Raw genomic sequence first — 17,441 nt, 5'->3', positions numbered from 1 at the left:
GGCGCCCGCTGCTTTTTTTGGGGCGCCTTCTTTCATTGTTGATTTGAGGAAAATGCTGATTTGATCGCGTTCCAAATTTCTTTCAAGATGTCGATCAGATTTTGAATGAACGTTTTCCCTTCTTCTGACTGCAAAAACGCCGATAGCTGTTCTTTCGCCTTGCTCAGCTGATCATTCACTTGATCCCAATTAATATGGGCATTTTGCATTTTATGGAAAAGGGAAATCAGGTTGTTGATTTCATTCTCGCTCAGCGTAATGCCAAGGTCGTTGGCGATTTTTTCAATAAGGGCGCGCAAATCAGCGTCCGTCTGCGGTGGGTTGTTGGCGATTTCTTGTTTGATTTTCGCCAGCAGGGCGACCGCTTTGTCCGCGCCGATCGAATCGGCGAGCTTCGCCGTCTGCACCATTTCCTCGTTCGCCACTTTTTTGACATCATCAGGGATGGCTTGGTCCGAGGAAATTTCATACGCCTTCATCAGCCCCGTCAGCGCTGCGGTGCCGGAAACCGGGAACGGAGCGGTGATGTAAATATCGGCATCTTTCACCCCTGCGGTGATCAAGGCGTTTGTATACATCTCTTTCGTCACCCATGTGATGTTGTGCGTTTCGACATGAAGCCCCGAGCCAGGCTCTTTTATCGTGATCATCGACGACGAGATGGCGCGCGTGCCGATTTGCGCTTTCGGAATGAGTCCGTCCAAATATTTATGCTCCTCAACGTTTGAGACGGTGATCGTTTGCGCCCCGTCCGGCGCCTTCATTTCGTCGAGCACTTTTTGCTTTTGTTCATTCGTTAAGTTTTCCCCGAGCGTCACAATGACATCGCCCGGCGCGGCATCGGCCGCTGCGATGCCCGGAGATGCCAAGAGCACCGCCCAAAGCAGCGATGAAGCGATCGTTCGTTTCACATAGCTCGCCTCCTGTTTACGAAAATGCATTATCATTATACCGCACGCTCGCCTGCTTGGCTATCGGAAAAACGCGACGCGGTCAGGCGGCGTGCGAATTTGAAAAGACATTTTTTCTTTTGTTTCACTTGGCCATCATGGTATGATAAAAGCAGTTTCGATGTCGAAAAGGAGCTGGATGCTTGTGGCGAAAAAAGGATATATTCTCATGGAAAACGGCGGGAAAATCGAGTTTGAACTGTTCCCAAACGAGGCGCCGGTGACGGTGGCCAATTTTGAGAAGCTCGCAAACGAAGGCTTTTATAACGGGTTGACGTTCCACCGCGTCATCCCTGGATTTGTCAGCCAAGGAGGATGTCCACGCGGCAACGGAACGGGCGATGCCGGCTATACGATCCCGTGCGAGACGGACAACAATCCACACCGACATGTCACCGGCGCGATGTCCATGGCGCACCGCGGCCGCGACACCGGCAGCTGCCAGTTCTTTATCGTCCACGAGCCGCAGCCGCACTTGGATGGGGTGCACACCGTCTTTGGCCAAGTGACATCGGGCATGGACGTCGTGAGGACGATGAAAAACGGCGACGTGATGAAGGAAGTGAAAGTATTTGACGAACCGTAAACAGCGCATGAGCGAGGATGATCGGACTGTTCGAAACAACTGGCGCTTGTTTTTCTTTTTGCTTGCGGCCAGCCTGTTGTGGGGAGCGGCGTATTGGATTTGGGTTGCGGAATGATGATGCAGGGCGTTTCGTGTGGTATAATGAACATAACGATATCGTGATGCATCCTTCGGGGCAGGGTGAAATTCCCGACCGGCGGTGATGGGGCTTTCCGCCCCTCAGCCCGCGAGCCGAAAGGCAGGATCCGGTGCGATTCCGGAGCCGACAGTATAGTCTGGATGGGAGAAGGATGCCAATATGCGCACGGCTGTTTTCGGCCGGTTCAGACCGCGTGGGCAGCGTCTGTCGGCCGACTAGGCATGGTAGTATCTTTTGTTTCCGACCGGCCGGTATAGCCTGCTTGGCGAACATGTGTTTGTTTGCGCATCATTGGTCATTCTCTCATCGATGAGCCCCCGGGGACATCCCGGGGGTTTCATTTTTATTGAAGGAGGGAGTGCGGTGCATAACGATGAACATTATATGCGGCTCGCTCTCGATGTGGCCAAAGCTGGAGTCGGGCAAACGTCTCCCAATCCTGCCGTTGGCGCGGTCGTTGTCAACGGTGGGACGGTTGTTGGGCTTGGCGCCCATTTGAAAGCGGGTGAGCCGCACGCGGAAGTCTATGCGATCCGCATGGCTGGCGAGAAGGCGCGCGGTGCGACGGTGTACGTGACGCTTGAGCCGTGCAGCCATTATGGAAAAACGCCGCCATGTGCCGATTTGCTCATCCAGGCGGGCGTCCGTCGCGTCGTCGTTGCCACGACCGACCCGAATCCGCTTGTCGCGGGAAAAGGGATTGCCAAGCTGCGCCAAGCGGGCATTGACGTTGATGTTGGCGTATTAAAAGACGAAGCGGACGAATTGAATCGGATGTTTTTCCACTATATCGCCGCAAAAACGCCGTTTGTCACGTTGAAGTTCGCATGCAGCCTCGATGGCAAAATCGCGACGGCGACGGGGGAAAGCAAATGGATTACATCAAGCGCGGCGCGTGAGGATGTCCATCGCCTTCGTGCGCAGCATGACGCCATTTTGGTCGGCGTCAACACCGTTTTGACCGACAACCCGAAGCTTACCGTCCGCTTTGGGGAAAAGCGGAAAAATCCGCTCCGCATCATTTTGGATACAAAATTGCGTACACCGCTTGACGCCCATGTCGTCGCTGACAAGGAAGCAGAAACGTGGATCATCACCGGCGGCGTCAGTCGGGAACAAGCGGCGGCGTATGAGCGCCTTGGGGTGCGCGTATTTTCAATGCCGACGGCCCAGATCGATGTCCGCGATGTGCTCCGTCTGCTTGGGGAGCAGGGAGTCATGTCGCTGTTTGTCGAAGGCGGCTCGCGCGTTCATGACAGCTTCCTCCGCGCGGGAGCAGTCAATGAGGTCATCGCCTATATCGCTCCGAAGCTGATCGGCGGCCGCGGGGCGCCGACGCCGGTCGGCGGCCTTGGCTTCGCCCGGCTTGCTGAAGCGGTGGAGCTTGACATCCGCCGCATCGAGACGATCGGCCCGGACATCAAAATCGTCGCCGCGCCGAAACGGAAGGAGGAATCGTTGTGTTCACTGGCATTATTGAAGAGATCGGCACGATCGAACAAATGAAGCAAACCGGCGACGCCATCGTGATGACGATTGGCGCCAAGCGGGTGCTCGAAGATGTGCGGCTTGGCGACAGCATCGCCGTCAACGGCGTCTGCTTGACCGTCACATCGTTCACCGAACGGCAGTTTACGGTCGATGTCATGCCGGAGACGGTGAAAGCGACGGCGCTAAAAACATTAAAGCCGGGATCGAAGGTGAATTTGGAGCGGGCAATGGCGGCTGGGGGACGGTTTGGCGGCCATTTCGTCACCGGGCATGTGGACGGCGTCGGGCGCATCATCCGGCAGTGGCCGAAAGCGAACGCCGTCTACTATGAAATCGAAGTGCCGGCCTCGCTGCGCGCCTATATGATTGAGAAAGGATCGGTCGCTGTCGATGGGACGAGCTTGACGATTTTCGGTCTGAGCGAGCGCACGTTCATCGTTTCACTCATTCCGCATACGCGTGAGGCGACGATTTTAGGCGAAAAGCGGCCGGGCGATCTCGTCAATATCGAGTGCGACATGATCGGCAAGTACGTCGCCGCTTTCCTCGACGCGAAAGCGACGCCGACCTCCAAATTGACGGTCGAATTTTTGGAGCAGCACGGCTATAAATAGTGGAAAAGGGGGGCAAGCTTGATGTTTGACACGATTGAAGCAGCGCTTTCGGCGCTGAAAAACGGAGAAGTGATCATCGTTTGCGATGACGAAGACCGCGAAAATGAAGGCGATTTTGTCGTGCTGGCCGAAAAAGCTACGCCGGATGTCATTAACTTTATGATCACTCATGGCCGCGGGCTCGTCTGCGTGCCGATTACGGAGGAATTGGCGGAGCGGCTCGAGCTTGAGCCGATGGTCACTCATAACACGGACGCGCATGGCACAGCGTTTACGGTGAGTGTCGACTACAAAACGACAACGACGGGAATCAGCGCCTACGAGCGGGCGGCGACGATTCAGGCGCTGCTTGATCCGAATGTGAAAGCGAGCGATTTTAAACGTCCTGGCCACGTTTTTCCGTTGATTGCGAAAAAGGGGGGCGTCTTGCGGCGCGCCGGCCATACGGAAGCGGCGGTCGATTTGGCCCGTTTGTGCGGCGCGAAGCCGGCCGGCGTCATTTGCGAAATCATTAAAGAGGACGGGACGATGGCTCGCGTTCCTGATTTGCGGCAAATCGCCGATCAGTTCGGATTGAAAATGATCACGATCAAAGATTTGATCGCCTATCGGAGTCAGCGGGAAAAGCTCGTGAAACGGGAGGTGGACGTTTGGCTGCCGACCGAATTCGGCGAATTTCGCGCCATCGGCTACACAAACGTGCTCGACGGAAAAGAGCATGTGGCGCTTGTCAAAGGAGAGATCATCCCGGATGAGCCGATCTTGGTGCGCGTCCATTCCGAATGCTTAACTGGCGATGTGTTTGGCTCGTACCGGTGCGACTGCGGTCCGCAGCTGCATGCGGCGCTCAGGCAAATCGAGGCGGAAGGGCGCGGGGTGTTGCTTTACATGCGCCAAGAAGGGCGCGGCATCGGCCTTATGAACAAGTTGCGCGCTTACAAGTTGCAGGAGCAAGGTTATGATACGGTCGAAGCGAACGAAAAACTGGGCTTCCCCGCCGATTTGCGCGATTATGGCATCGGGGCGCAAATTTTGAAAGATCTTGGCGTGACGAAAATGCGCCTGCTCACGAACAACCCGCGCAAAATCGCCGGCTTAAAAGGGCATGGACTCGAAGTCGTTGAACGGGTGCCCATTCAGATGCCAGCGAAAAAGGAAAATGAAAAATATTTGCGCACGAAACATGAAAAATTAGGACATATGCTTCATTTTTAATGATGGGAGGAGCAACGAACATGCGCATCATTGAAGGAAACTTAGTCGGCACCGGATTGAAAATCGGCATCGTCGTCTCTCGTTTTAACGAATTCATCACGGGCAAGCTTTTATCTGGGGCGATCGACGGCTTGACGCGCCATGGCGTGAGCGACAGCGACATCACTGTCGCCTGGGTGCCGGGTGCGTTTGAAATCCCGCTTGTGGCGAAAAAAATGGCGGAATCGAAGCAGTTTGACGCTGTCATTACGCTTGGCGCCGTCATCCGTGGGGCAACGAGCCATTTTGACTACGTCTGCAGCGAGGCGGCCAAAGGCGTCTCCCACGCGGCGCTTGCAAGCGGTGTTCCGGTCATTTTCGGCGTGTTGACGACGGACACCATTGAACAGGCGATCGAGCGGGCCGGCACGAAAGCGGGCAATAAAGGATGGGAAGCGGCGGTGTCGGCGATCGAAATGGCGAACGTCTTGCGGACGCTTGCGTAATTTGCGTAAAAAGGCATGAAATGGTTCACAATATCGGTGAGAATGTTTATAATACGTATAGAGAAAATGACAAAAACTTTTCCATTTCGGAAAAGCGTTTGTCGATAATGAGGGATTTTTATGTTAATCCGTTACCGAAAAAACTATGAGAAAATCGCCATGGGACTGTTGTCGTTTATGCCGACGGAAAAAGACCTGAAACGGCTGCAGCAGACGATGAAACAGTATGAAACAAACAACGATTGGCAGCTGTTTTTATGGAAAGAAGGGGATGACATCGTCGGCATTATCGGCGTCCTGTTGCGCGCTCCTGATGTTGTGGAAATCCAGCACATCAGCGTCAATCCGTCACACCGCCACCAAGGGATTGGAAAACAGATGGTCAAGGCATTGAAAGAGGTGTACCCGGGCCGCCGATTGTGCGCCAACGAGTGGACCGCCTCGTTTTTCGATAAATGCCATGCGTGCAACGAATAACGAAACTAGCGCGGCGCCGCGCTCAGGCGGGCGGCGGAGGGGGAGGGAAGCCAACTCCTTCCGCTTTGGCCCGTTTTTTTTGTTCGCGTGCGGCGATGACGTCCGAGCGGTCGCGGCGCCGGTGTTTATCCACAAGATCAAGGTTGGCTAGGTCGCTGGCTTGCCCCCAAACGAGCTGCCGGCGGGCGCAGGCGGCCTGGCATTGCTCATAAAGGGAACGGTCGCGAATCGGCAGTTCGACGCTTTCGTACGGTTCGCCGCGAGTGATCCGCCCAGCCGTCTCGTCGAGCAAGCGGGCGAGCGCCTCGTCATCGAGGCCGAGCCGCCGGATCATCTCTTGCGCTTCGTCAAGCAGCGCCCGCGCCCGTCGAATGAGGCGCAGCGCTCCCAAGACGTTGCCGCGCCGGTAATGGTAAAAAGCGACCGCCATTTGAATGAGCACAAGCCAACCTTTGTTTCGACCGTCTTGTTTCCAATGTTCCTCCAAAATTTCGTGGCATTCAAAATAATCGCGGTCGCTATGGAAATGGACCAAATACTCGATATACGCTTTTGGATACATCGGCCATCGTTCCTTTCAAAAGTGGGCCGCGCCATGTGAAGGCGGACGGCTCTTCTTCGATTATACAGCTTCGGCGGCCTGCGGCGCAAAAAAGAGACTGTTTTCCGTTCGCTTCGCCGCTTCGTTATGATACAATAAATGTACTGCAGCTGGAGACGAGCCTACCGGGCGGTGGTTCTGGAAAAAATGGTGGGATGGATGTGCAATTGCCGTACAACGTCAAAATCGAAGCGTTTGAAGGGCCGCTTGATCTGCTTTTGCATTTGATCAACCGCTATGAAATTGATATTTACGATATTCCGGTCGCGCAAATTACGGAGCAGTATATGGCGTACATTCACGCCATGCAGGAGCTTGAGTTGGATATCGCCAGCGAATATTTAGTGATGGCGGCCACCTTGCTTGCGATCAAAAGCAAAATGCTGTTGCCGCCCTCCAATGAGGAAGCTGTCGACGGCGACATCGAGTGGGGCGATGACGGGGACCCGCGCGAGGAGCTGACGCAGCGGCTGCTTGAATATAAAAAGTTTAAAGAGGCGGCGCGCGAACTGAAGCGGCGCGAAGAGGAGCGGGCGCTTTTGTTTACAAAGCCGCCGAGCGACTTAAGCGCATACGCGGATGAGAAAAAGGCGGCGCCGCTGGATGTGAACGTATACGATATGCTTGGCGCCTTGTCGAAGCTGTTGCGCCGCAAAAAACTGCAAAAACCGATGCGGGCGAAAATCTCCCGCCAAGATATTTCCGTCGAACAGCGCATGGCGGAAATTTTGCATGAACTAAAGCAGGCGAACGGGCGGAAAAACTTTTACGAGCTGTTTCCGTCCTACGATCGTTCGTATATCGTCGTGACGTTTTTGGCGATTTTAGAGTTGATGAAGCAAGACGAAATCATCGTTGAGCAAGAACGGAATTTCAGCGATTTGTTTCTTGCGGTGAAACCAGCCGGTTGAGGCGGTGCGGTTTGGCCGCGGCGGTTCGCTGCGGCGGGCCGCTTTTCTTTTGTTGTTTGTTTGCCCATGCCATGATAAGGCGGAGAGTTGACTCACATTGGGGTGAGAAGACTTGGGAAACGACGAAAACAGGAGGAAAGGAGGAGGGGCGCCAACGAGTTTGGCGTGGCAGAAGGGCGATGGAACAAAACGAAAGAGAAAAAAAGGGAGCCGGCGCGCTCAAGCCGGCGAAGGCGATTGTCGAAGCGCTGTTGTTTGCTGCCGGTGACGAAGGGCTGTCGCTTTCACAAATTGCCGCTGTGTTGGAAGTCAGCGAGCTAGAGGCGAAAGCGGTGATCGAGGAGCTTCAACAAGACTGCCGACGGGAAGAGCGCGGCATCCAGCTTGTCGAACTTGGCGGCGTGTTTTTGTTGGCGACAAAAAAAGAACACGCCCCCTATTTAAAGAAGTTGGTCGAAGCGCCGGGAGCATCGCCGCTGTCGCAGGCGGCGCTTGAGACGCTCGCCATTATCGCATACCGCCAACCGATTACACGCGCGGAGATTGAGGAAATTCGCGGCGTAAAAAGCGACAAGCCATTGCAGACGCTGATGGCACGGGCGCTCATTAAAGAGGTTGGACGAGCCGAAGGAACCGGGCGGCCGATTTTGTACGGGACAACCCCGGAATTTCTCGATTATTTCGGGCTAAAAACGCTCGAGGAGCTGCCGCCGCTGCCGGAATGGGCGGACGATGGCGAATCCGAGCGGGAAGCGGATTTATTTTTCGAAAAATTAGCAGAAAATTTGAGCGATGGGCAGCCGGAATATGGTAAACTAAAGAAAAATGGCTGATCGGGGAAGGAGAGCGCTCATGAACGTTTGCCGCCTGTACGGTGAAGAGCTGCAAAAGTCGCAATCGAACACGTTTGAAGACTATTTCAACCGCTCGGAAGTCACGTACCGCGACGGGGGCGAAGAGCGGACGCTGTCTGTGTTGTATTTGCGCCATTTTGAGGCGGCGCTACTTGATTGGCTGCCGTATGAAAGCGATCCACTGTTTACGGCTAACGGGCGCGACATTCGTTTGCGCGACATCATTGCTCTTGTCTGTTTATGGAAAAATCCGGCGTATCGGCAGCGAAAGCGCGTCTATATTCACGATGAAGAGGAATTGCGCCGTTATTTTGCCGAGGTAGACGCCAAAACGCTGCAGGCGCTTGTCAGCGAATGGGCGGAAACCGGCGAGTGCCGCTTGCCTGAACGGTCGGCGTAACGAGAAAATGCGGTTGGCGCCGCGTTTTCTGTGCGTCCGGACAAGGAAACCGTTTGGTGCAGCCGGCGGTTTGCCAAAGTAGCCTGCCTTTTTCAGAAAAAAGGGGGGCTGACCCAAAACGCGAATATGTTTTGGGTCAGCCCGATTTTTTTGAGCGGTTTATCTATGGCTCATTTGCAGACCCGCCGCAGGGAAGCATTGCGGCGATTCTGTTCTTCCTTGCTGTCTTTTCCTATGATGACTGCCCTCGCTCCTCTATGTATGAGCGGCCGGGAATTTGGGTGAATGCGGACAAGAACGATTTCCCCATGACAGCATACGATATGGCGAACAAAACAGGAGGAGGTTTTTACCAAATGGACGATCAGGTGTTGTTCGCCCAATATGCGGCTAGGGTGAACGAATGGGGAAATCAAGTCAAGGAGACGCTCGCTTTGCGTGGGGCAAGCACGGATGGCGCTTCGTCGCTGCTCGAGTTTATTGCCGAGCATGACGGCGAGTGGACGGAAGAGGCCGTCCGCGAGCTTCAGCGCCTTGCCGATGACGTGTATGTCGGTGCGCTTCGCCAGTATGTCATGGAAGCGGCTGCGTGGGGAAGACAAGTTGAACAGGCGCTGTCTGCACGCAGGATGGCTGAGGATGTTGGGCTTTCGTCTTTGTTGGCGTACATCGATGGACACGGCGATGAATGGACCGAAGAAGCGATTTACGAGCTCCAGCGTCTTGTCGATGACGTATACACTCGGGCCGTCCGCCTGGCTGATTCGTCAGCTGCCGAGCGGGAAGAAGAGGCGACGCAAGAACAAGTCGAAGGGGAATCGGTGTCGCCTGAACTGGAGAGTGAAAACAAAGAGAACGAAGACGGATGGCTTGACACCAGCGGGACGGCAGAGCGGGTTGAGGACGCAAAGGAGCCGGCTTTTATGGCGGAGCTCTCCGACTCGCTGCCTGATATAGCTGACGGCGAGCCGGGTCAAGCGGACAACGTGACCGATGGAAAGCGACGCTGGGTGGATGCGGACGACGGCGGTGAGCCGCGTCAACAAGCAGCGCCCGGCCGTCATGTCTTGCCGCCGCTGCCGTACCGTTATGATGCACTCGAGCCGCATATTTCCGAAGAAATCATGCGCCTCCACCATACGAAGCATCATCAAAGCTATGTCGACGGTCTCAATCAGGCGGAGCGGATGATGGCCGAGGCGCGCCGGACGAACAATTTTGATCTGTTGAAACATTGGGAGCGGGAAGCGGCGTTCCACGGCTCCGGGCATTATTTGCACACTATCTTTTGGTACAACATGCATCCAGAGGGCGGCGGCGAGCCGCGCGGGGAGCTGCGGGCGCAAATCGAGCGCGATTTTGGCAGCTTTGCCGCCTTTCGCCGTCATTTCACCGAAGCGGCGAAAAGCGCCGAAGGGGTCGGCTGGGCGCTGCTCGTTTGGGCGCCGCGAGCGCACCGGCTGGAAATTTTGCAGGCGGAAAAACACCAGCTCATGGCGCAATGGGATGTGATCCCGCTTCTCGTGCTTGATGTGTGGGAGCATGCCTACTATTTGCAATACAAAAATGATCGGGCGGCGTACATCGAACATTGGTGGAACGTCGTCAACTGGCGCAACGTTGAAGAGCGCTTTCATGAGGCGCGGAAGCTTCGTTGGCAGCCGTTTTAAACGGGCGGGGGGGAACCCCCTGCCCGTTTTTTTGGGAGAGCAGGCGCTGCGATCCATCAGGACACCTGTCCGTCTTTTCGGGGAGCGGCTTTCTCTTTGCAGGGAAATGTCATCAATGCGCCCAGCGCAAGCGCCGGAGCGGATCGTTCAGGGCTGTCTCCCCTTGCAACGGCATTTTTTCATCATATTTGTCCCATCGACGCATACACTTGTACAAAACGCGGCTTTGGGGTTCAGCCTGTTTCCGCCGCGACGTTTCTTCGGCTGCGGCCCGTTCAGCCTAATCGGAAAGGAGGAACAGGCGATTCCTCCCCGCTCCTTAAAGGAGGGGGATCCTCGCCGATATGAGATGAATAAGCAGAAGCGGCTCATTGCGCTCATTCTTGCACTCGCTGCGGGGATTATGGCATTTGTTCCAGAGCGGATGCGCGCTATGGATGGGGTGAGCGCAAAAAGCGCGATTTTGATAGAGCAGCATTCCGGGCGGGTTTTGTTTGCCAAGGATGCCTATACCAAACGGCGCATCGCCAGCATTACGAAAATTATGACCGCCATTTTGGCGATTGAATCGGGGAAGATGGACGACACGGTGACGGTCAGCGCCCGCGCTGTCCGGACCGAAGGGTCGTCAATTTACTTGCGCCAAGGGGAGAAAATCAAACTGCGCGATTTGGTATATGGGCTGATGCTTCGTTCCGGCAACGACGCGGCGGTGGCCATCGCTGAACATGTCGGCGGCAGCGTCGAAGGATTTGTTTTTTTAATGAACCAAAAAGCGGCTGAAATCGGGATGCGTGATACCGAGTTTGCCAATCCGCACGGGTTGGATGACGCGGAAAACCACTACTCAACCGCGTACGATATGGCGCTGCTCATGCAATATGCGATGAAAAACAAAGAGTTTCGGCGCATCTCGGGGACGAAGGTGTACCGCGCCCCCGCTCCGCCCGGCGAAGACGGCGCGCGTGTGTGGCGAAATAAAAACAAGTTGTTGACAAGTCTTTACGAATATTGCACCGGCGGCAAAACCGGCTATACGAAACGGGCCCATCGCACGCTCGTGACGACGGCGTCCAAAGGCGGCGTCGATTTGATCGCCGTGACGTTGGATGCACCGGACGATTGGAATGACCATATCGCTATGTACGAATATGGATTTTCTCATTATCACATCGCCAAAGTGAGCAGCGAGCGGGTGGTCGACAAAATTTCTGATCCGTTTTACCGCGGGCGGCTGCAGGCGGTCCGCGATTTGCGATATCCGGTGACCGATAAAGAGGAGAGCGGGCTGCGGGTGAAAGTGTATTTGCTGAAGCCGCGCAAGGGGTGGGAAAAATACCCAGAACGGGCGCCGACAGAGGTCGGAAAGGCGGTGCTTTATTTGCATCAAAAGGCGGTTGATTCGGTGCCGCTGCTGTATGAACCGGGAAAGGAAGGAAGCGGCCGAGGGTTTTTATGGCAAGCATTTCGCTTTTTAGGTGTGAGAAGCGATGGTTAACCTCATTTGGGTGATGATGGCGGTCATTGGCATCGTCTTTGCGGCGGCCAACGGCACGATGGACGAAGTGAACAAAGCGGTGTTTGAAAGCGCCAAAGAAGCGGTGACGATCAGCATCGGCATGGTCAGCATTTTAGTGTTTTGGCTCGGGCTGATGGCGATCGCTGAACGCGCCGGCTTGCTTGACAAAGCGGCGCGCCTGTTTATGCCGCTCGTACGCCGCTTGTTTCCAGAGGTGCCGCCCGGCCATCCCGCGCTCGGCTATATCGTCTCGAATATGGTCGCCAACATGTTCGGCCTTGGCAATGCGGCGACGCCGATGGGCATAAAGGCGATGGAGCAGCTAAAAAAGCTCAACGGCGGCCGCGACGAGGCTAGCCGGTCGATGGTGACATTTTTGGCCATGAACACATCAGGCATTACGCTCATTCCGGCGACCGTCATCTCGATCCGAATGACGTACGGTTCAGCGGCGCCGAGCGAGATCATTGGGACGACGATCGTCGCCTCGACGATTTCGACGATTGGGGCGGTATTGATTGACCGGTACTATTATTGGAAACGGATGCGGAAAGGCAGGAAGCCATAATGGCCATCGTCCAACTTCTTTCTGTTTGGCTGATCCCTGCGCTCATCGCTTTTATTTTGCTTTACGGTACAGCAAAGAAAGTGCCGACGTACGAAGCGTTTGTGGAAGGCGGCAAGGAAGGGATCGAGATCGCGTTTTCGCTCATCCCGTATTTGGTCGGCATGTTGGTGTCGGTCGCCATTTTCCGAGCCTCAGGGGCGCTTGATGCCATGATGGAAGTGATCAAACCGCTGGCTGATGCCATTGGACTGCCGGCCGAAGTCGTTCCGCTTGCGGCTCTCCGCACGCTTTCCGGCACGGCGGCGCTCGGCATGACGACTGATTTGATTGCTGCATACGGCCCCGACTCGTTCATCGGCCGCCTTGCCTCCACCATTCAAGGCAGCACCGAAACGACGCTTTACGTGCTTACCGTCTATTTTGGCGCCGTGGGCGTCAAAAAAATGGGCGATGCGTTAAAAGTCGGCATTTTGGCCGACATTCTCAGCTTTATTGTTTCTGTTTTCATCGTTTTGTTTGTATTCGGGCGCTAGCGGCGCCTTTTTTCGTTCCCGCCGTTCGGCGGGTTTTTGTTTGCAAAGGGAACGGGAAAGGTGAAAAATAAAAGTGCCGCACTTGTATCTGTTAGACGGAAAGGGTAAGATGATGAAAGAGGTGAGAGAGAATGGAACGGTTGCAAAAAGTGATCGCCCGCGCCGGCATCGCGTCAAGGCGCAAGGCGGAAGAACTCATTTTGCAAGGGCGGGTGAAAGTGAACGGCCGCGTCGTCAAGGAGCTTGGCGTCAAGGTCGGGCCGCGCGATGATGTCGAAGTCGACGGCATCCCGATCGAGCGCGAAGAGCCGGTGTATTATTTGTTGTACAAGCCGCGCGGGGTGATTTCCAGCGTCAAAGATGACAGAGGCCGCAAAGTGGTGACCGATTTTTTCAAAGATCTGGACAAACGCATTTATCCGATCGGGCGGCTTGACTACGATACGTCTGGACTGCTTTTGTTGACGAATGACGGCGACTTTGCCAACCTGCTTATGCACCCGCGGTATGAAATTGAAAAAGTGTACATTGCCAAAGTGAAAGGCATTCCAACGCACGAGCAGCTGAAACGGCTCGAACAAGGAGTGCAGTTGGAAGATGGCATGACGGCGCCAGCCAAAGTGAAGCTGCTCTCCGCCGACCGGAAGAAGGGGACAGCCATTGTGGAAATCCGTATCCACGAAGGACGAAACCGGCAAGTGCGCCGCATGTTTGAGGCGATCGGCTGCGAGGTGCTGAAGCTGAAGCGGGAGCGGTACGCGTTTCTCGATTTGAAAGGGCTGCGCCCCGGCGAATACCGCGAGCTGACGCCGCATGAGGTGAAGTTGCTGCGCGTCCTTGCCCAATCCGGGGGAAGAAAATGACGAAGATTGTCACATAACGTTCATATCCTTGCGCATAAACGAGCGAGGGACTTTGCTATAATGGAAAATGGGAGATTGTGAACCGCTTGCCTCCCCCTCTAGCGTTGGCTGTGGGGGAGGAGAAACGTAAAGGGGTTTGAACGATGAAAAAACAACAGCGCTTAGTGATGAGGACAGCGATTTTGCTCGTGTTGCTCGCGGCGATCGGCTATACGATTTACACGAATTTTTTCACGGAGAAAACGGCTGTCGCTGTTGGTTCGACGGCGCCTGATTTTGTGCTGACCGATTTGAAAGGGCATGAACATCGTCTTTCAGACTATCGCGGCAAAGGCGTTTTTTTGAACTTTTGGGGAACGTGGTGCAAGCCGTGCGAGCGGGAGATGCCGTATATGAACGAGCTGTACCCGATTTACAAAAAACAAGGGGTTGAAATTTTGGCTGTCAATGTCGGTGAACCGAAGTTGAGCGTTGAAAAATTCGCGGAACGGTTCGGCCTGACATTTCCGATTGTGATCGACCGTCAAGATCAAGTATTGAACGCCTATAACGTCGGGCCGCTGCCGACAACGTTTTTGATTGACAAAAACGGCGAAGTAAAACAAATCATTACCGGAACAATGACGAAAGAAGACATCGAACGGCATCTAGAAAGCATCAAACCGTAAGGAGTTTTGCGCCATGGAACACGTCAAATGCGAATGCGGCCATGTCAATCCGCACGGCACGGCGTTTTGTGAGTCGTGCGGCAAGCCGCTTGCCGATTTGGGAGAAAAACTGATTTTGGACATGCGCTACGAAGGAAGCGCGCGCCGATCGCAAACGTACAAAAAAACGATGATCGACCAAATTTGGGCGTTTTTCTCGTCGGTCAAAGTCGGGGTGGCGCTCATCGTCATCACGCTCATCGCTTCGGCGATCGGCACGATTTTCCCTCAGCAAATGTATATTCCGCCGAACGTCGATCCGGCGGAGTATTATAAGCAGCAGTACGGCTGGGCAGGGAAGCTGTATTATGAGCTCGGCTTTAACAACTTGTACGGCTCATGGTGGTACATTTTGCTCATCGCCTTAATCGGCGTTTCGCTTGTCATTTGCAGCTTGGACCGGGTCGTTCCGCTTTACCGCGCCTTGAAGCGGCAAGGGGTGAAGCGCCATCCGCGCTTTTTAGAGCGGCAGCGGTTGTTTGGCGTCTCGCATGTGAGCGATCTCGACAAGACGATGGCTGTGTTGAAAGAACGGCTGGCTGCGCGGCGCTACCATGTCCGCGAGGAAGACGGGCATTTGCTCGCTGAAAAAGGGCGTTTTTCCCGCTGGGGGCCGTACGTCAATCATATCGGCCTCATCATTTTCTTGATCGGGGTGATGCTTCGTTCCGTTCCCGGCATGTACATCGATCGGGTGATGTGGATTCCGGAAGGGGAGACGAAAGAAATTCCTGGGACGAACGGCCGCTACTTTTTAAAGAGTGAAAAATTTATTTTTGAAACATATGAGAAAGGCAAAGACAACGAAGTGTTCAACGCTGCCATCGACCGCGTCGGCAACGGGATGATCGCCAAAAACTATCAAACAAACGTTGTGTTGTATAAGCGCGTCGGTCCTGTGATCCCCGGCGCCAAGCCGAAGCTTGAAAAAGTGAAGGAGTATCCGATTCGCGTCAACGAGCCGCTGGAGTTCGACCATTATGCGCTCTATCAAGTCGATTTCCGCTTGAATGAGCCGAAAGCGATGTCATTTCAGTTGGCGGACAAGCAGTCGGGGAAAACGTTCGGCACGGTGACGGTCGATTTGTATGATCCGAAAGAGTTGTACAATCTCGGACATGGGTATCGCGTTGAGCTATTAAGCTATTTTCCTGATTTTGAGTTTGATGAAGACGGCAATCCGTCAACGAAGTCGCGCGTGCCGAACAATCCGGCGTTCGTGTTCAAAATGTACGCGCCGGACCGTCCGAAAGGGGAAGTCAGCTTCGTCGCCATCCAACAAACGATCGAACCGTTTGGCAACAACAAGTACAAAATGGCGTTCGCGGGGCTTGAGACGCGCAATGTCTCCGGTTTGACCGTCCGCCGCGACTTTACGCTTTGGATTTTAGGGGTAGGCGGCGCGATTTTCATGATCGGGCTCATCCAAGGGATGTATTGGAACCACCGCCGCATTTGGGTGCAACGGGTCAACGGCGAGCTATGGATCGCCGCGCACACGAATAAAAATTGGTTCGGCTTGAAAAACGAGCTGCGCCGTTTGCTTGACGGCACTGGTGTGAATATGCCGGCCGATCAGCTCGAAGAAGGGAAACAGGCCGGACAAGGGGGGCAAGCTCATGGACATGGCACAGCTTAGCAGCACATTGCTCTATATTTCGTTTGTGTTATATTTGATCGGCACGTTTTTTTTTGGCGGCGCCATTCGCGACAAACGGAAGGAGCGGCAAGGAAAGGATCGTTGGTCGCAGCTTGGCATTGCCGTGACGATCATCGGTTTTCTCACCCAGGTCGGGTATTTCATCACGCGCTGGATCGCTGCCGGGCATGCTCCGGTGAGCAATTTGTTCGAGTTTACAACGTTTTTCGGCATGATGCTTGTCGCTGCTTTTATCATTGTTTATTTCATTTACCGGTTGAGCGTGCTCGGCCTGTTTGCGCTTCCGGTCGCGTTGCTTGTGATTGCTTACGCAAGCATGTTTCCGCGGGAAATTTCGCCGCTCATTCCCGCCTTGCAAAGCGATTGGCTGCACATCCATGTGACGACGGCGGCGGCTGGTGAAGCGATTTTGGCCATCAGCTTTGTCGCTGGGCTCATCTATTTGATTCGCGTCGTCGATCAATCGAAGCCGTCGAAACGGACGTTTTGGCTCGAAGTGGTCATGTTTTGCTTAATTACTACGCTCGGCTTTGTCATCGTTTCGACAGCGTTCGGTCTTTCTGGGTATGAAGCGAAGTTCACGTGGGTCGACAAAAACAAGCAGACGGTTGAGGTCATCTACGATATGCCGGCGCTCGTTGGGCCGCACAAAGGGGAGCTTATGAAAGAAAGCGCCGGCCGCATGGAGCCGCTTGTTGAGATGCCGGCGATCATCAATGCAAGAAAGCTCAATACGGTCATCTGGTCGCTCATAGCCGGAACGGCGCTGTACATCATGCTTCGGCTTCTCTTGCGCAAGCGCGTTGCCGCCGCACTCAAGCCGCTCGTGAAGAACGTTAACTTGGATCTGACCGATGAGATCAGCTATCGGGCGGTGGCGATCGGCTTTCCGGTGTTTACGCTCGGGGCGCTCATTTTCGCGATGATTTGGGCGCAAATCGCCTGGACGCGTTTTTGGGGCTGGGACCCGAAAGAAGTATGGGCGCTGATCACTTGGCTGTTTTACGCTGCCTTTTTGCACCTTCGTTTGTCAAAAGGCTGGCATGGTGAAAAGTCGGCATGGCTCGCCGTCATCGGCTTTGCCATTATTATGTTTAACTTAGTGGCGGTCAACCTCGTCATTGCGGGATTGCACTCGTACGCCGGAACATAATGGAAAACAACCGGATGCTCTGTTGGCGAGCATCCGGTTTTTCGG

The 17,441-nt window shown here is 54.6% G+C and carries 20 protein-coding genes and 1 riboswitch; of the genes, 18 read left to right on the top strand and 2 right to left on the bottom strand.

What is annotated here, in order from left to right; genetic code table 11:
* Positions 1-32 precede the first annotated feature (32 nt).
* Positions 33-911, bottom strand: coding sequence for a DUF1002 domain-containing protein (locus GHH_RS11740; protein WP_015375315.1), 879 nt, complete (start codon positions 909-911; stop codon positions 33-35).
* 184 nt (positions 912-1,095) lie between these two features.
* Between GHH_RS11740 and GHH_RS11735 the strand changes: the two genes are divergently transcribed.
* The 7 genes from GHH_RS11735 to GHH_RS11710 all read left to right on the top strand — a co-directional run bounded on the left by GHH_RS11735 (position 1,096) and on the right by GHH_RS11710 (position 5,957).
* Positions 1,096-1,536, top strand: coding sequence for a peptidylprolyl isomerase (locus tag GHH_RS11735; RefSeq protein WP_011231780.1), 441 nt, complete (start codon positions 1,096-1,098; stop codon positions 1,534-1,536).
* A complete protein-coding gene (locus tag GHH_RS19655; protein WP_014196248.1) occupies positions 1,523-1,651 on the top strand; it encodes a hypothetical protein in 129 nt (42 codons plus the stop codon). Before GHH_RS11735 ends, GHH_RS19655 begins: the two co-directional genes overlap by 14 nt.
* Before the next feature lie 47 nt (positions 1,652-1,698).
* A riboswitch (FMN riboswitch) is annotated at positions 1,699-1,831 on the top strand.
* Positions 1,832-2,038: 207 nt separating this feature from the next.
* Positions 2,039-3,181 carry a bifunctional diaminohydroxyphosphoribosylaminopyrimidine deaminase/5-amino-6-(5-phosphoribosylamino)uracil reductase RibD gene (gene ribD / locus GHH_RS11730; RefSeq protein WP_013144840.1) on the top strand — a complete coding sequence of 381 codons (1,143 nt, stop codon included), beginning with the start codon at positions 2,039-2,041 and terminating at the stop codon, positions 3,179-3,181.
* Entirely contained in the window at positions 3,136-3,780 is a 645-nt protein-coding gene (gene ribE, locus GHH_RS11725) for a riboflavin synthase (RefSeq protein WP_020756695.1), read from the top strand. The genes ribD and ribE (GHH_RS11725) overlap by 46 nt, the downstream gene beginning before the upstream one ends.
* Positions 3,781-3,801: 21 nt before the next feature.
* A complete protein-coding gene (locus tag GHH_RS11720) occupies positions 3,802-4,995 on the top strand; it encodes a bifunctional 3,4-dihydroxy-2-butanone-4-phosphate synthase/GTP cyclohydrolase II (RefSeq protein ID WP_014196246.1) in 1,194 nt (397 codons plus the stop codon).
* Between the two features lie 20 nt (positions 4,996-5,015).
* Positions 5,016-5,480: a 6,7-dimethyl-8-ribityllumazine synthase gene (gene ribE, locus GHH_RS11715; RefSeq protein ID WP_011231776.1), complete on the top strand. Its 465-nt coding sequence runs from the start codon at positions 5,016-5,018 to the stop codon at positions 5,478-5,480.
* A gap of 120 nt (positions 5,481-5,600) precedes the next feature.
* The gene (locus GHH_RS11710) at positions 5,601-5,957 is read left to right on the top strand and encodes a GNAT family N-acetyltransferase (RefSeq protein WP_013144843.1); all 357 of its coding nucleotides are present in this window, start codon (positions 5,601-5,603) and stop codon (positions 5,955-5,957) included.
* A 22-nt stretch (positions 5,958-5,979) separates the two neighbouring features.
* On the opposite strand, the gene GHH_RS11705 is transcribed toward GHH_RS11710, so the two are convergent.
* A complete protein-coding gene (locus GHH_RS11705) occupies positions 5,980-6,519 on the bottom strand; it encodes a DUF309 domain-containing protein (RefSeq protein WP_012820694.1) in 540 nt (179 codons plus the stop codon).
* A gap of 194 nt (positions 6,520-6,713) precedes the next feature.
* On the opposite strand from GHH_RS11705, the gene GHH_RS11700 reads away from it, so the two are divergent.
* The 11 genes from GHH_RS11700 (at position 6,714) to ccsB (ending at position 17,396) form a co-directional block, all read left to right on the top strand.
* Entirely contained in the window at positions 6,714-7,469 is a 756-nt protein-coding gene (locus tag GHH_RS11700) for a segregation/condensation protein A (protein WP_033005256.1), read from the top strand.
* A 179-nt stretch (positions 7,470-7,648) separates the two neighbouring features.
* Positions 7,649-8,302 (top strand): SMC-Scp complex subunit ScpB, encoded by a 654-nt coding sequence (gene scpB / locus GHH_RS11695; RefSeq protein WP_033005253.1) that lies wholly within the window; start codon positions 7,649-7,651, stop codon positions 8,300-8,302.
* A gap of 19 nt (positions 8,303-8,321) precedes the next feature.
* Positions 8,322-8,723 (top strand): hypothetical protein, encoded by a 402-nt coding sequence (locus GHH_RS11690; RefSeq protein WP_015375313.1) that lies wholly within the window; start codon positions 8,322-8,324, stop codon positions 8,721-8,723.
* Positions 8,724-9,079: 356 nt separating this feature from the next.
* On the top strand, positions 9,080-10,393 hold the full coding sequence (locus GHH_RS11685) for a superoxide dismutase (RefSeq protein WP_013144844.1): 1,314 nt from the start codon (positions 9,080-9,082) through the stop codon (positions 10,391-10,393).
* 349 nt (positions 10,394-10,742) lie between these two features.
* Positions 10,743-11,891, top strand: coding sequence for a D-alanyl-D-alanine carboxypeptidase family protein (locus GHH_RS11680; protein WP_041470734.1), 1,149 nt, complete (start codon positions 10,743-10,745; stop codon positions 11,889-11,891).
* Positions 11,884-12,480, top strand: coding sequence for a nucleoside recognition domain-containing protein (locus GHH_RS11675; RefSeq protein WP_011231767.1), 597 nt, complete (start codon positions 11,884-11,886; stop codon positions 12,478-12,480). Before GHH_RS11680 ends, GHH_RS11675 begins: the two co-directional genes overlap by 8 nt.
* Complete coding sequence (locus GHH_RS11670; protein ID WP_015375311.1) at positions 12,480-13,013, top strand: spore maturation protein; 534 nt, start codon at positions 12,480-12,482, stop codon at positions 13,011-13,013. The genes GHH_RS11675 and GHH_RS11670 overlap by 1 nt, the downstream gene beginning before the upstream one ends.
* 131 nt (positions 13,014-13,144) lie before the next feature.
* A complete protein-coding gene (locus GHH_RS11665) occupies positions 13,145-13,876 on the top strand; it encodes a pseudouridine synthase (RefSeq protein WP_011231765.1) in 732 nt (243 codons plus the stop codon).
* Positions 13,877-14,019: 143 nt separating this feature from the next.
* Positions 14,020-14,544: a thiol-disulfide oxidoreductase ResA gene (gene resA, locus GHH_RS11660; RefSeq protein ID WP_011231764.1), complete on the top strand. Its 525-nt coding sequence runs from the start codon at positions 14,020-14,022 to the stop codon at positions 14,542-14,544.
* A 13-nt stretch (positions 14,545-14,557) separates the two neighbouring features.
* On the top strand, positions 14,558-16,222 hold the full coding sequence (locus tag GHH_RS11655; protein ID WP_015375310.1) for a cytochrome c biogenesis protein ResB: 1,665 nt from the start codon (positions 14,558-14,560) through the stop codon (positions 16,220-16,222).
* Positions 16,209-17,396, top strand: coding sequence for a c-type cytochrome biogenesis protein CcsB (gene ccsB / locus GHH_RS11650; protein ID WP_041470733.1), 1,188 nt, complete (start codon positions 16,209-16,211; stop codon positions 17,394-17,396). Before GHH_RS11655 ends, ccsB begins: the two co-directional genes overlap by 14 nt.
* The last annotated feature ends 45 nt before the right edge of the window (positions 17,397-17,441 follow it).

Source organism: Geobacillus sp. GHH01, assembly GCF_000336445.1.
In the GTDB taxonomy this organism is placed as follows: domain Bacteria; phylum Bacillota; class Bacilli; order Bacillales; family Anoxybacillaceae; genus Geobacillus; species Geobacillus zalihae.
The sequence above is the reverse complement of the archived record's forward strand: the minus strand, read 5'-3'. Positions and strand labels throughout refer to the sequence as shown.

Excerpts from the sequence above, each read along its gene's own strand:
- GHH_RS11720 (WP_014196246.1), top strand. The coding sequence starts at position 3,802 with ATGTTTGACACGATTGAAGCAGCGCTTTCGGCGCTGAAAAACGGAGAA.
- ribE (WP_011231776.1), top strand. The coding sequence starts at position 5,016 with ATGCGCATCATTGAAGGAAACTTAGTCGGCACCGGATTGAAAATCGGC.
- GHH_RS11710 (WP_013144843.1), top strand. The coding sequence starts at position 5,601 with ATGTTAATCCGTTACCGAAAAAACTATGAGAAAATCGCCATGGGACTG.
- GHH_RS11705 (WP_012820694.1), bottom strand. The coding sequence starts at position 6,519 with ATGTATCCAAAAGCGTATATCGAGTATTTGGTCCATTTCCATAGCGAC.
- GHH_RS11700 (WP_033005256.1), top strand. The coding sequence starts at position 6,714 with ATGGATGTGCAATTGCCGTACAACGTCAAAATCGAAGCGTTTGAAGGG.
- scpB (WP_033005253.1), top strand. The coding sequence starts at position 7,649 with ATGGAACAAAACGAAAGAGAAAAAAAGGGAGCCGGCGCGCTCAAGCCG.
- GHH_RS11690 (WP_015375313.1), top strand. The coding sequence starts at position 8,322 with ATGAACGTTTGCCGCCTGTACGGTGAAGAGCTGCAAAAGTCGCAATCG.
- GHH_RS11685 (WP_013144844.1), top strand. The coding sequence starts at position 9,080 with ATGGACGATCAGGTGTTGTTCGCCCAATATGCGGCTAGGGTGAACGAA.
- GHH_RS11680 (WP_041470734.1), top strand. The coding sequence starts at position 10,743 with ATGAATAAGCAGAAGCGGCTCATTGCGCTCATTCTTGCACTCGCTGCG.
- GHH_RS11675 (WP_011231767.1), top strand. The coding sequence starts at position 11,884 with ATGGTTAACCTCATTTGGGTGATGATGGCGGTCATTGGCATCGTCTTT.
- GHH_RS11670 (WP_015375311.1), top strand. The coding sequence starts at position 12,480 with ATGGCCATCGTCCAACTTCTTTCTGTTTGGCTGATCCCTGCGCTCATC.
- GHH_RS11665 (WP_011231765.1), top strand. The coding sequence starts at position 13,145 with ATGGAACGGTTGCAAAAAGTGATCGCCCGCGCCGGCATCGCGTCAAGG.
- resA (WP_011231764.1), top strand. The coding sequence starts at position 14,020 with ATGAAAAAACAACAGCGCTTAGTGATGAGGACAGCGATTTTGCTCGTG.
- GHH_RS11655 (WP_015375310.1), top strand. The coding sequence starts at position 14,558 with ATGGAACACGTCAAATGCGAATGCGGCCATGTCAATCCGCACGGCACG.
- ccsB (WP_041470733.1), top strand. The coding sequence starts at position 16,209 with ATGGCACAGCTTAGCAGCACATTGCTCTATATTTCGTTTGTGTTATAT.